At 72.2% G+C, this 13,583-nt stretch carries 9 protein-coding genes and 1 pseudogene; 3 read left to right on the top strand and 7 right to left on the bottom strand.

What is annotated here, in order from left to right:
* Nucleotides 1-25 precede the first annotated feature (25 nt).
* The 7 genes and pseudogenes from AB0O07_RS20820 to AB0O07_RS20790 all read right to left on the bottom strand — a co-directional run.
* A pseudogene (locus tag AB0O07_RS20820) lies at nt 26-193 on the bottom strand (cytidine deaminase); the annotation flags it as partial.
* Nucleotides 194-254: 61 nt separating this feature from the next.
* A complete protein-coding gene (locus AB0O07_RS20815; RefSeq protein WP_365635373.1) occupies nt 255-1,496 on the bottom strand; it encodes an LCP family protein in 1,242 nt (413 codons plus the stop codon).
* 176 nt (nt 1,497-1,672) lie between these two features.
* Nucleotides 1,673-3,346: an LCP family protein gene (locus AB0O07_RS20810; RefSeq protein ID WP_365635371.1), complete on the bottom strand. Its 1,674-nt coding sequence runs from the start codon at nt 3,344-3,346 to the stop codon at nt 1,673-1,675.
* 199 nt (nt 3,347-3,545) lie between these two features.
* Nucleotides 3,546-5,339 (bottom strand): LCP family protein, encoded by a 1,794-nt coding sequence (locus AB0O07_RS20805; RefSeq protein WP_365635369.1) that lies wholly within the window; start codon nt 5,337-5,339, stop codon nt 3,546-3,548.
* A gap of 162 nt (nt 5,340-5,501) precedes the next feature.
* On the bottom strand, nt 5,502-7,310 hold the full coding sequence (locus AB0O07_RS20800; protein WP_365635367.1) for an LCP family protein: 1,809 nt from the start codon (nt 7,308-7,310) through the stop codon (nt 5,502-5,504).
* 223 nt (nt 7,311-7,533) lie between these two features.
* On the bottom strand, nt 7,534-8,769 hold the full coding sequence (locus tag AB0O07_RS20795) for an LCP family protein (protein WP_365635365.1): 1,236 nt from the start codon (nt 8,767-8,769) through the stop codon (nt 7,534-7,536).
* A 195-nt stretch (nt 8,770-8,964) separates the two neighbouring features.
* Nucleotides 8,965-9,723, bottom strand: coding sequence for a TIGR03089 family protein (locus tag AB0O07_RS20790; protein WP_365635363.1), 759 nt, complete (start codon nt 9,721-9,723; stop codon nt 8,965-8,967).
* Nucleotides 9,724-9,859: 136 nt separating this feature from the next.
* On the opposite strand from AB0O07_RS20790, the gene AB0O07_RS20785 reads away from it, so the two are divergent.
* From AB0O07_RS20785 to AB0O07_RS20775, 3 genes are all read left to right on the top strand, one after another.
* Complete coding sequence (locus AB0O07_RS20785) at nt 9,860-11,212, top strand: peptidoglycan recognition protein (RefSeq protein WP_365635361.1); 1,353 nt, start codon at nt 9,860-9,862, stop codon at nt 11,210-11,212.
* A gap of 36 nt (nt 11,213-11,248) precedes the next feature.
* Entirely contained in the window at nt 11,249-12,331 is a 1,083-nt protein-coding gene (locus AB0O07_RS20780) for an NDP-sugar synthase (RefSeq protein ID WP_365635360.1), read from the top strand.
* Nucleotides 12,332-12,502: 171 nt separating this feature from the next.
* On the top strand, nt 12,503-13,558 hold the full coding sequence (locus AB0O07_RS20775) for a DNA-3-methyladenine glycosylase 2 family protein (RefSeq protein ID WP_365635358.1): 1,056 nt from the start codon (nt 12,503-12,505) through the stop codon (nt 13,556-13,558).
* Nucleotides 13,559-13,583 lie beyond the last annotated feature (25 nt).

Here is a 13,583-nt window from a genome sequence, read left to right as displayed (position 1 = left end):
CGGGGCGGTCCGGCCCCGGGGCCCCTCACTCCTGGTGGTCCGCCCAGACGTACGCGTCGGGGAGGAGCGAGGCGACCGGGACGGTACGCGGGGCCTCGGCCGGGCCGAGGACGACCTCGATCCGGGGGAAGTAGTCGAAGAGGAACTGGCGGCACCGGCCGCACGGCGCCATCAGGCCCCGCTCGCCGTCTCCGCCGCCGCCGCGATCAGCTCGTGATCGGGGGCGATGGAGCGGCCAGGGGGGTCGGGGAGCATCAGTCGCTGGTCACCGTGACCTTCTCGTCGTTGTTGAGCTGCTTCACCAGCTCCTTGACCTTGGGCTCGTCCCAGGCCAGGTCGCTGCCGACGTTGCCCGCGATCGGCATGTTCATCGAGGTGCCGTCGCCGCCCGTGATGCCCTTCATGGCGAAGAACATCTGCCCCAGCGACCAGATCGACATGTCCTTGTCCACGATCAGCGTGTCCAGGCCGGCGCTCATCGTCGGGTAGAGCTTGAACGGGTTCAGGACCGTGCCCGGGGTCGCCGTCTGCGAGGCCAGGGCGGCCAGGAACTTCTGCTGGTTCTTCGTCCGGTCCAGGTCGCTCGCGGCGAACGCGTACCGGGTACGGACGAACGCGAGCGCCTGCTCGCCGTCGAGGGTCTGCTTGCCCGCCTGGAAATCCGCGCCCGACTTCTTGTCCTTGAACGCCTTCGGGATGTCCAGCTCCACGCCGCCTATCGCGTCCACGATGTTGGCGAAGCCCGCGAAGCCGATCTCCACGTAGTGGTCGATCCGGAGCCCGGTGTTGTACTCGACGGTACGGACCAGCAGCTCGGGCCCGTCCATCGCGTACGCCGCGTTCAGCTTGGTCTGGCGGCCCGTGTCCGGGTAGAGCTTGCCGGACTCCGAGCCCTTGAACGACGGGATCTTCACCCGGGAGTCACGGGGCAGCGAGATCAGCGTCGGGCCGTTCGAGCCGTCGTGCAGGATCATCATCGAGTCGGTCCGCTTGCCCTCGGCCGACCCCGTGTGGAGCTTCTTCTTCTCCTCGTCGGACATGCCCTCACGGCTGTCCGAACCGACGATCAGATAGTTCGTGCCCTCGCCGCCCTCCGGCCGCTCGATGACCTTCGAGAGGTCGACCTCGCGCCGGAGCTTGCCGTCCGCCCAGAAGTACGTACCGATCGACGTCACCAGCACCACGATCACCAGGGCCAGCGCCCCGAACTTGATACGCCGCCCCCAGTCGGGCGCGTACCGGGGCTCCGGGGCCCCGCCGCCGGACTGCGCCGGGATCGTCCCGCGCCCGCCCCGGCCGCCGCCCCCGCCGTAGACCTGGCCCGTGTTGTACCCGTCGCCGTACCCGGGGTCCCGGCTCTGCCCGTACCCCTGCCCCTGCGCCTGCCGGGGGACGGCATGCGGCGGTACGGACCGCGCCCCCGGCCGTGTGCCTCTGGCCGCACCGCCGTTACGGCCGTTACGGTCACCGGTCCATCCCTCGGGCCAATCAGTCATGCGGACAGTGTGCCGGTCCGGGCTGTGCCCCATACAGGGAGGTGGGGAATCGGACCGGGCCCGTTGCGAATCTGATGCAATCCGCGACACGGTTCGGTGCATGACGGGGTGCCCTTACGGGTAGCCGAGCGCCCTTACGGGCAACGGACCGCCCTTCACGGGTACGAGGCCCGGACTCACGGGCACGCGACCTGGTCGCCCGTCGTCGCGCCGAACTCGCCCCGCGGGGCCGTCGCCCCCCGTACCGGCGTCACCGCCGTGAAATCCGTCCCCGCCAGCACCTGGAGCGTCGCCCCCTGCTGCTTCACCGCCCGCAGCTCACTGCCGGGCAACGCCGCCGCCAGCGACTTCGCCGAACGGTCCCAGCGCGGGTCGTACAGCACCACCGTCCGCCGCACCTCGCTCCCCTCCGCGTTCAGCGGCGCGCCGGTGGTACGGAAACCGGTGGCGCGCAACGCGTCGTCGACCTCCCTGCCGAGCCCGTCGGAGCGCGTCCCGTTGTAGACCTGGACCCGGATCTCCTCCGGGGCGACCTCGACCGGGCGGGGCGGCTCCTGGGGGTGCGGTCGCCCGGCCGGGGCGCCGGACGGCGCCGGGTGTCCGGAGGACGCCGGGGTCGCCGGGCCCGACGCGGACGACGCTGCCCCCGGGGACGAAGGAGCCGAAGCCGAAGCCGCCGGGGGCCGTGGCGGCGTCAGCGGCCGGTCCTCGCGCAGCGCGCGGAAGAGCCGCTCCGCCTTCCCCTCGTCCCACTTCACCGTCGCGCCGACCCCCTTCACCTGCACCGAAGCCCCGCCATGGGCCAGCGGTACGGAGACGAACTCCGACGAGGCGGGCGAGAAGCCGCGCATCGCCTCGTTGACCGCGAGCATCTGCTCCGCCCCGAACCCCGCGTCCGCCCGCACCGAGCCGAGCACCGTCGATGTCACCTCCTTGAACCGCGCCGGGTTCAACAGCACCCCGCTGCTGGTCGCCCGCCCGATCAGCGCCGCCACGAACCGCTGCTGCCGCTCCATCCGCCCCAGGTCGGCGGCGCCGTCGACATGGCGGGAGCGCACGTACTGGAGGGCCTGGCCACCGTTCATCGCATGGGTGCCGGGCGCCAGGTCGAGCCCGGTGTACGCGTCCTTCAGCGGCCGGGTCGTGCAGATCCGCACCCCGCCCAGCGCGTCCACCGTCTTCATGAAGCTGGTGAAGTCGACCTCCAGATAGTGGCTGATCTTCACCCCCGTCAGTTGTTCGACGGTACGGACGGTCAGATTCGGCCCGCCCTCCGCGTACGCCGCGTTCAGCTTCACCGGGTGGGTGCCGTGGCGCTCGCCGGAGGTCGCGTCGGTGTGCTCCGGCAGCTCCGCGTAGCTGTCGCGCGGCAGGCTCACCACGCTCGCGCGGTCCCCGTCCGCCGAGAGATGCACCAGCATGATCGTGTCGGTGCAGTGACAGGGCTCACCGCCCAGACGGTACTTCTGCCGCTGCTCCTCGGTGATCTTGTCGCGCCCGTCCGTGCCGACGAGCAGCAGATTGAGCCCGCGCCCCGCGCCCGGCCGGTTCTTCATGTCCTTGAACGGGTCGACCCGGCCGATCCCGCTGTCCAGGCTGGTCATCACGGCGTGCCCGATCCCGCCCGCCCCCAGGACCAGCACCGACAGGGCCGTGATCAGCCGCGTCCCCCAGCGCGGCCGGCGCGGGCCCCGGGAGGCCGGGCGGGATCCCGTACGGGACGTTCCACCGGACGGTGTACGGGACATCGCACGGGACCCGGTGCGGGACGGGGCGCGGGGCGGCGTGGGCACGGGGGACACCTCCGCTGATACGGAATCGGGCACGGACCGTGCGCACAGTAAGCCCATACGATCAGCGCCCCCCGGCCGCAACCGGGCGGCGCGCTCCGCTGTCCCCCGTTCGCGGTAACGCGGCCGGCGCCGGGGCGGAGGCAGAGGCGGAAGCGTCATCGCATTCCCCTGGGTATATCGATACCCGGAGAGATGTATCGGCCCCCGGTACGCACAGCGCGCACCGGGGGCCGAGTGTTCCGTCGGAACGTACGCCTCAGAAGCGGTACGGCGCGTACACGTCCATGCACGCGTCCTTCTCCGAGCCGTTGATGGCATCCGCCGTGTCCGGGATCCCGCCCGCCGTCGGCTCGCTCTCCTTCGGGAACGAGGAGCCCGTACGCCAGTCCGCGCCCACCGTCACCGTGACCCCCGACACGTCCGTCGACCGCTTCACCGACGACGACGGGATCCCCAGCGCCTTGGCCACCGCCCGCGCGTTCCCCTCCATGTCCGCGCTCGGATAGCCGACCGTCGTCGTCGCCTGCGGCGTCAGCAGCGTGTCCGCCCGCGCCAGCGTGTACCCCTGGGCGGCCAGCGCCTGTGCGATCTCGGCGGCGCGCCCCTTCTCGGGCGTACGGTCGCCACCGGTGCCGTTCCGCACCACCACCCCGGTCTCGGCGGGCGTCGTGGTCGGCTCCCGCGACTCGGCCTCCTCGGCCTTCTTCCGCTTGGCCGCGGCCTCGGCTGCGGCCTTGTCCGCCGCGCTGTCGCCGTTGCTGTCGAAGGCGATGTCGTCCCGGACCATCGTCCACAGGTGGGTGGCGTCCGCCTCGTCGACGATCAGATGGTTCGGGTCCCGCGGGTCCGGCAGGGTCGGCATGGTCGTCATGGTGACCCGGTTGGTCGGCACGCTCTTGAACTGCATCGCCAGGTCGTACAGCTTCTTGACGGTGCTGATCTCCTCCGACACCTCCAGCGACTTCGTGGCCGCCTCCGCGAGCCCGGTCAGCCGGGGCGAGTCGGTGAAGACGTTCTGCGACTTCAGCTCGCGGATCATCGAGTTCATGTACATGTGCTGCGCCTTGGCCCGGCCGAGGTCGCTCTCGAAGGCGTGCCGGGTCCGCAGCCACTGGAGCGCCTGCTCGCCCTTGACCTGGTGCGTGCCCTTCGTCAGCTTGAGGCCGGAGCCGCCGGGCACGGCGGGCAGCGGCCGGTCCCACACATTGTCCTTGACACAGACCTCGACACCGCCGATCGCGTCCGCCATCCGCACCACACCGGAGAAGTCGATCGTCATCCAGTGGTCGATGTAGACGCCGGTCAGCTTCTCCCAGGTGGCGAGGGTGCAGCCGGCGCCGCCGCGCGCCAGGCTCTCGTTGATGATCGTATTGGTCTCCGGGTGGACCGTGCCGGTCTCCGGGTCCTTGCACTCGGGGATGTCGACCCGGGTGTCCCGGGGGATGGAGACGACCGAGGCGTTCTTCCGGTCGGCGGAGATGTGGAGGAGCATCTGCACATCGCCGAGCGGGGGGTTGCCCACGGTCTCCTTGCTGCCGCCGAGCTTCAGGTTCTCCGGCTTGTTGCGGCTGTCGGAGCCGATGAGCAGGACGTTCAGGGGGCGCTGGCCCGCAGCGTTGGCCGCGGGCTGGTTGACGCCGCTGGTGCCGTTGCTGCGCTCGCCGCTGCGTATGTTGCCGTTGAGGTGGCGGTAGTACAGATAACCGGCGCCGGCCGTCCCGAGTATGAGCAGCGAGAGCACGGCGGCGGACCAGCGCAGTATGCGACGCCCCACCGGCCTGGCGCCCCCCTTCGACGCGGCCCCGCCGTCCGTGCCGGCCCCGCCGTCCGTGCCGGCCCCGCCGTCCGTGCCGGCCCCGCCGTCCGTGCCGGTCTTCCCGGCCTCGCCCGCTTTCCCGGCCCGGCCGGTGCCCTTCCCGCCGGCCCCGTCCTCCGCGCCCTTCGTCCCGTCCGCGGCGCCCGCGCCACCCGTGACATCCCCGCCGTCCGCGCCACCCGGGCGCTCCTCGTACAGGCTGTCGTCCCAGCCCAGTTCGCGGGCGTGTGGCACGCGTTCCCGCGTCTCTTCCCGCTGCACTCCGTCAGTACCCGCACCCACCGGATCCCCCTCAGGCCGGCCGTACGAGCCGGTGTTCACGCCGTGCGTAGTCACATGGCCGCTTCGGCCGGCGTGGCCGATGCGGCTTTACGGGGCCGATGCGGCCCGCGCGGCCTACTTGGCGCAGATCTGCTTGTCGCCTTCGACCTTCTGCACACCCTCCGGCGCCTTTGCCGAACCGGTGATGGGCACTCCCGCGCCCTTGAAGTCCGCCCCGAGCGTCAGCGTCATCGCCTCAAGCCCCACGGCGTCCTTCGTGCCCTGCTTCATCGCCGAACCGGGCAGCCCCATCATCGCGGCGAGGGCCCGCGCCTGGTCCGCCTGGTTCGGCGCGTACTCCAGGGTGGTCTTCGGCACGTTCGCGGGGGCGTTGCCCTTGTTGGTGGACTTCGGCACCCCCTCGCTGTTCTGGAGCCAGTTCAGGGTCTCCTGGGCGGAGCCCGTCGGCCCGCCGCCGTTGTAGACGTCGACCCGCACATCGGCCGGATCGGCCTTGTCGCCCTCCAGCAGCGCGGCCTGCTTGTCCGCGGCGGCCTGCTTGTCCTTCTTCTCCTTGGCCTCCACCTCGGTCAGCGAGACATCGTTCTGCATCATCGCGAAGAGCGGTTTCGCCTTGGCCTCGTTGACGACGACGGTGGCCTTGACGACCTCCTCCGGGTTGTCGAGGACCGGCAGCGTCATGAAGGTGATGTTCTTCGCCGGGACCTTGGCCATCTCCTGCGCCAGGTCGCTCAGCTTCTTGATGGTGCCGATGCCGGTGTCGACCGTCAGCGCCTTCGTCGCCGCCTCCGCCAGGCTGAACAGCTTGCTCGGACTGGTCAGCGTGTCACCGGACTTCATCTTCCGGATCATCGAGCTGAGGAACTGCTGCTGGGTCTGGATCCGGGTGAGGTCGCTCTCGTCGCCGAACGCGTGGCGCGTACGGACGAAGGCGAGCGCCTGCTCCCCGTCGATGACCGTCTTGCCCTTCTTCAGCTTCAGATGGGACTTCGGGTCGTCGATGTCCTTGTCCACGCACACCTCGACCCCGCCGACCGCCGTCGACAGCGTCTTGACCGCGTTGAAGTCGGCCATCATGAAGTGATCGACGGTGAGCCCGGTCAGCTCCTTGACCGTCCGCATGGTGCACCCGGGGTCCCGCTCGTCCTGGCCGAGGCTGGTGTTGAAGCGGACCCGCTGGGTGCCGGGGATCACCGTCGTACCGGAGTCCGTCTTCGTCTCGCAGTCCGGGACGTCGGTGATCAGGTCGCGCGGGATCGAGAGCACCGTCGCGTTCGAGCGGTCCTTGGCGACATGGAAGAGCAGTGTGGTGTCGGCGTGGCCGACGCTGCCCTTGTCCCCGTACCCCTCGTTGCCCGCGCCGGTCCGCTTGTCCGTGCCGATCACCAATATGTTGACGGCCTGGTCCTTCTTGAAGCCGCCGCTGCCCGCGCCCTCGACGTCGATCGTCGCGATGTTCCCGTTGAAGTGCTCGTACGCGGCGTACGCGGCGATGGAGCCGCCGACCAGGACGAACCCCATCACCCCGCCGGTCCATACCAGCGCCCGGCTCCGGCCGGCCTTCTTCTGCTTGCGCTTGCGCCGGCCGGGAGCGCCCGCCGACGCCGAATCGGCGGCCGGACCCTTCCCCGCGCGACGGCCGCGCTGCCCGGGGACATCGGCGCGCCGCTCCCCGCTTCGGCCGCCGCCGTTGCGGCTCCGGCCGCCCGGGCGGGGGCCGGGGAGCGTGGCGCCGTCCTCCCGTACGGCCGCGGTTCTCCTGCCGCCGCTGCCGCTCCCCGTGGTGTCCGACGGAGCGGACGGCGACTGCCCTTCGGAGCGGTCCAGTCGCAGTTCGTAGTTACCTGTCTGCGGGTTGAGGACCCACTGGTCGGCGGGGTCGATCTCGCCGTCCCCCGCCTGTCCACGGCCTTGCGCATCCACGGTTGCTCGAATCCTCCGTCGGTGCCACGCGAGGCGCCCTCCCCCGAAGGCCCTCGGTTTATCGCTCCAGCAGTGCGCGACCATCACGGTCTGATGCACCGGATCGCGTCACACTATCCGCCCAGTTCAACGCGGAGCGACGCCCGTGACAAATTCCTCACCTCTTACAAGCGGGCAATCTGCCCAATCTCCATGGAGTGTGCGCGTCTCTTTACCCATTGCTTTACCCGCACATCCCCGCCTCGGCATTCGAGCCCGTGAAGGTGGGCTCCGGCGTGGGCTCCGGCGACCCGGACGGAGCGGCTTCCGGACCGGCCTCCGACGCCTTCTCCCCGGCCCCTTCCTCCGGCGGGGTCTCCGAAGCCGGGGTGATCACCACCGGTTCGTCGTCGCGCAGCCGCTCGAAAAGCTTCCGTGCGCTGGTCTCCACGAGTTCGTCACGATTCGGGTCGAGGGCGTACGGCTGCCGGGGCACGGTCAGGAACTGGACCCGCTCCGCCGGTATGTCCCGCATCGAGGCGGCCACGTCGTACAGGTCGGTGAGGCTGTTCAGCCCCTCGTCGGTGGTGAGTGACTTCGTCACCGCGTCCAGCACCGAGTAGAGCCGCGTCGGATTGAGCAGCACCCCGTTGCTCTGCACCTTCTTGAACAGGGCGCCCAGGAATCGCTGCTGCCGGTCCATGCGCTGCGTGTCGCTGCCGTCACCGATGCTGTACCGCGCCCGTACGTACCCCAGCGACTGCTCCCCGTCGAGCGTCTGGCGGCCCGCGGGCAGGGTGAGACGGGCCTCCCGGTCGTCGACCGGCTCCGCCAGGCAGACCTCGACGCCGTCGACCGCGTCCACCGTCCGCTCGAACCCCCGGAAGTCGACCACGATGTGGTGGTCGATCCGGATCCCGGTGAGGTTTTCGAGCGTACGGATGGTGCACGCGGCACCGCCGAACTGGAACGCCCAGTTGAACTGCGCGAACTGCTCCCGGGAACGGCTGCCGTCCGGCGCCCGGCAGCTCGGTATCTCCACCATCAGGTCGCGCGGTACCGACATGGCCGTCGCGCTCTTCCGGTCGGCGGCCAGATGGAGCAGGATCGCCGTGTCGGAGCGCTGCGAACCGCCGTCGTCCCGCCCGTACTTGCCGTTGCCGCCCGCGCGGCTGTCGGAGCCGATCAGCAGGATGTTCTGGGCGTCGAGCGAGATCGGGGCCGGCCGCTCCTTCTCGTACGCGTGGAGTTCGGCGGCGGCGGAGGTGTCCGTCGTGATGTTCCGGTCCAGTGTCCGGTACGCCCACCACCCCGCGCCGGAGGCCCCGAGCACCACGACCGCGGCCCCCAGCGCGACCCACCGCGGCCAGCGGCGTCTACGGCGCGGAGCGGTGGACCCCCGCTCCTGCTCGGCCGGTTCCGACTCGGGTGGTTCCGGCTCGGGCGGATCGCCCGCACTTTCCGTCACGTCTTCGTCCATCCTTCAAGCCGTCAAGGCACCGGCGGTACACAGAGGCCGCCGGTCGATGGCGTAGACGGGTGAGAAGTGCCCTTGGTTGTGCGATCAGTTGTGGAGATCCCCGATCAAGTACTGCGGTTTGGTCACGCTCTCAGATCACGCTCTCGGATCGCCTTCTCCGATCGCGTTCTTGGATCACGTGCTCCGACCGCGCTCTCAGACCGCGCTGTCCGTGACGCGCTCGTCGGCCACCCGCTGCGCGAGCGCCGGCGCCGGCAGCAGGCCGAGGTTCCGGCAGAGGACGACCGAGCCGCCCGCCGCCAGCGGCGCGAACAGCCCCGCCGACAACCCCTCCCAGTTCGCGTACCCGAGACCCGACAGCAGCCGCGAGCCGGGCCCGAGTCCGCGCTCCGCCGCGTCCGCGCGCGCCCTGGTGACCAGCGCGGCCGAGGTCAGCTCCGTACCGTCGACACGGAGCGCGGGCGCCTCCGGGTCCACCGGGGCGTACGGCGCGAACCGGTCGCCCTGGCCCGGCACCTCCACCGCGTAGTCGGCGAACCCCTGCGGCGCCTGCGGGAACCGGCCGCCGAGCGGGCGCAGCGCGAGCGCCACCCGCTCGCCGCCGCACGCCCGCGCCGCCTCCAGCGTCTCCGGCTCCGGGCCGCTGACGACGAGATCGGCCGCGCCCGGGTCGCCGCCGATCTCGACGGTCACACCGGTCGAGGAACAGGCGAGCAGCCACACCGCGCTCTGCCAGTGCGCGGGCAGCAGCAGCGCCAGCCGGGTCCCCGGCTCCGCGCCGAGGTCGCCCTGGAGGAGATTGGCGGTCTTGGCCACCCAATTGGCGAAGGTGGCCACGGACAATTCGACGCGCTCACCGGTGGCATCGTCGTAAAAGGTGATCAAAGGGCGGGCCGGATCCGCGGCGAGAGCGGATCGCAGCAGGTCGGCGGGGGTACGGTCGCTGGCGTTCACCGGGAAAGGGTACGCGGACGGGGGTAACGGCCGCCGCCGTACCGGTGACACCGTCCACCGGTCGGACCGACGGCCCGTCAGTTTTCCCCTGGCGTGCCGCCGCGCGCGGCGGACGGGGCGCGGCAAGGATCACGTCATGCGTGCCTACCTTGCGAACCCGATCGGCGTGGCGTGCGCCGTCTCCCTCATCCTCCCGGCGTCGACGGCGTCCGCGGCAGCGGCCGCGATCACACCGGCGCCCGCACTCGCACTCGCTCCCGCACCGGCATCCGCACCTGCACCCGCCGTCCCCGGCTCCACCGAATCCGTACCGCTGCACCTCCTCACCACGGTGCGCTCGCCGGGCGCCGTCGCGGAACAGGGCCTCGCCGCCCACGGCGTACGGCCGTTCTCGCTGCTCGGGGTGGTCTGGGACGACGCCGACGACGAACTGCGCGGCACGGTCCAGGTCCGTACCCGCGCCGCCGGCACCCGTCTCTGGTCCGACTGGCAGGACGTCGAGACGCACAACCAGGAGCACGGCGCCGACCCCGGGACGCGGGAGCGCGAGTCGGAGACCGTACGCGGCTCCACCGCCCCGCTGTGGGTGGGCGGTTCGGACGGGGTGGAGGTACGGGTCCGGGCCGTCCGGGAAGACGACGGGACGGGCGGCGAGGCGACCGGCGAAGCGAACGACGAGGCGACCGGCCCGGCGCGCCCGCTGCTGCCGCGCGGCCTCCGCCTGGAACTGGTCGACCCGGGCGAGGACCCCGCCCTGACCAAGGCTCAGACCGAGGCCGGGACCCAAGCCGGAACTCAGGCCGGAACCCAGGCCGGAACTCAAGCCGAGACCCAAGCCGGAACCCAAGCCGGGACCGAGATCACCGGCGCCGCCCCCCGGGCGTACGCCGCGCCCCGCCCGCGCATCGTGACCCGGAAGGGATGGGGCGCCGACGAGTCGCTGCGCGAGCGGAAGTTCGTCTACACCAGCACGGTCAAGGCGGCCTTCGTGCACCACAGCGCCACCGGCAACAACTACACCTGCGCGCAGGCCCCGTCCGTCCTGCGCGGTATCTACCGCTACCACGTCAAGAGCAGCGGCTGGCGGGACTTCGGCTACAACTTCGCCGTCGACAAGTGCGGAAACATCTACGAGGGGCGGGCCGGAGGCGTCACCAAACCCGTACTCGGCGCGCACACCCTCGGCTTCAACACCAGCACGACGGGCATCGCCGTCCTCGGCACGTACAACAGCGTGAACCCGCCCGCCAAGGCGACCACCGCCCTGGCCAAGCTCATCGCGTGGAAACTGGGCCTGCACGGAGTGAACCCGCGTTCGAAGGTCACCCTGAAGTCCGGGGGCAGCGGCAAGTACGCGAAGGGGCGGAGGGTGAGCCTGCACACGGTCTCCGGACACCGGGACGGCTTCAACACCGACTGCCCCGGCGGCCGGCTCTACGCGAAGCTCGGGGCCGTACGCACCTCCGCCGCCGGGTATCAGGGACGCTGACCGGGCACGTACCCCAGCGGAAGCGGAGACGACACGGTGACTGAAGCGATCCTTCTGGTCGGCGGCAGAGGCACCCGGCTGCGGCCCCTGACGGTCCGTACCCCCAAGCCCATGGTCCCGGCGGCGGGGGTGCCCTTCCTCGCGCACCAACTGGCGCGGGCGCGGGCGGCGGGAGTGGACCATGTGATCCTCGCCACGTCGTACCTCGCGGAGGTCTTCGAACCGTACTTCGGCGACGGCTCGGCGCTCGGGCTCAGCCTGGAGTACGTGACCGAGCGCGACCCGCTCGGCACCGGCGGGGCGCTCCGCAATGTCGCGGCGCGGCTCCGCTCGGGCCCCGACGAGCCGGTGCTCGTCTTCAACGGCGACATCCTCACCGGGCTCGACATCCGGGCGCTCGTCGCCACGCACACCGCGTCGGGCGCGGATGTCTCGCTCCACCTCACCCGGGTCCCCGACCCGCGCGCCTTCGGCCTGGTGCCGACGGACCGGGAGGGCAGGGTGACGGCGTTCCTGGAGAAGCCGCAGACACCGGAGGAGATCGTCACCGACCAGATCAACGCGGGCGCGTATGTCTTCCGGCGCTCGGTGATCGACGCGATCCCGGCGGGCCGCCCGGTCTCGGTCGAGCGCGAGACCTTCCCGGGCCTGCTGGCGGCGGGCGCCCACCTCCAGGGCATGGTCGACGCCACGTACTGGCTCGACCTGGGCACCCCTCAGGCTTTCGTACGGGGCTCCGCCGACCTGGTCCTGGGCCGCGCCCCGTCCCCCGCCGTCCCTGGCCGCCGGGGCGAGCGGCTGGTCCTGCCCACCGCGACGGTGGCCCCCGACGCCAAGCTGTCGGGCGGCACGGTGGTGGGCGAGGGCGCCGAGATCGGCCCGGGCGCCCGGGTCACGGGGACGGCGGTGCTGGCCGGCGCGGTGGTGGAACAGGGCGCGCAGATCACGGACTCCCTGATCGGCGCGGGCGCGCGGGTGGGCGCCAGGACGGTCCTCTCCGGGGTGGTGGTGGGCGACGGCGCGACCGTGGGCCCCGACAACGAACTCCGTGAGGGCGTACGTGTCTGGTGCGACGCGGTCCTCCCGGCGGGCGCGGTGCGCTTCTCGTCGGACGCCTAGGCACGGCCCAAGTACGGAGTACGGCGGAGGGCGCGGCGGCAGAGGTACGGGCGAGGGGGGGTGCCCCGGACGGCTTCCGGCCTCCGGGTACGAGCCGGGGGAGGCCGGTCCAGGGCGTCCCCCGGGGAGGCTCTACCCTCAGGGGGACCCCGAACCCCGAGGACCCCACCCGTGGCCGGACGCTTCGCCCCTCGCCCCGCGCGCACGCCCTCCGCTCCGTACCCCCCGCGCTTCGAGCGCCCCGCGCGCACGCCGGGCGCGACCGTCCCCGGACCGGCGCGTCCCGGGGCGGCCCCGGCGCCCGCCGAGGGGCTGCGGGGCCGCTGGACCCCGCCCGAGGGCCCGTACGACCTCGGGCTCACCCTGGGGCCCTTGCGGCGCGGCCCCGGCGATCCGACCTTCCGTGTGGAGCCGGGCGGCGCGGTACGGCGCGCGAGCCGGACACCCGAGGGGCCCGGCGCCCTGCGGCTGGTCGTGCGGGGCGGTGCCGTGGAGGCGGAGGCCTGGGGGCCCGGCGCCCCCTGGCTGCTGGCGCGGCTGCCCGCGCTGCTCGGCGCCGAGGACGACCCCGGGGCCTTCGTACCGCGCCACCGGCTCCTCGCCGACACCCTGCGCCGCCGGCCGGGACTGCGGCTCTGCCGGACCGGGCTGATCCTGGAGTCGCTGATCCCGTCCGTCCTGGAGCAGAAGGTCACCACGGTCGAGGCGTACCGCGCCTGGCGCCGCCTGGTCCGTAGGCACGGCGAGCCCGCGCCGGGCCCCCCGCTCCCCTCCGGCGAACCCCTCTATGTCATGCCCGACGCCAGGACCTGGGCGCTGATCCCGTCCTGGGAGTGGCACAGGGCGGGCGTCGACGCCAAGCGCTCCTCGACCGTGCTGCGCGCCGTACGGGCCGCGCGCAGGGTGGAGGAGGCCGCCGCGATGGCGCCGGACGCGGCGCGCGCCCGGCTGGAGCTGATCCCGGGCATCGGCCCCTGGACCTCGGCCGAGGTGGTCCAGCGCACCAACGGCGCCCCCGACGAGGTCACCGTCGGCGACCTCCATCTGCCGGGCGTCGTCGGCCACGCGCTGGCGGGCGACCGGAACGCGGACGACGCGGCGATGCTGGACCTCCTCGCCCCGTACCCCGGCCAGCGCCACCGCGCCACCCGGCTGATCCTCCTCAGCGGCCGCACCCCGCCCCGCCGGGCCCCCCGCATGCCGGCCGTCGACATCGCCCGCCTGTAGCGCCGGGAGGGCCGCAGACCCCGGG

Source organism: Streptomyces sp. NPDC093085 (assembly GCF_040683935.1).
GTDB lineage: Bacteria > Actinomycetota > Actinomycetes > Streptomycetales > Streptomycetaceae > Streptomyces.
The sequence above is the reverse complement of the archived record's forward strand: the minus strand, read 5'-3'. Positions and strand labels throughout refer to the sequence as shown.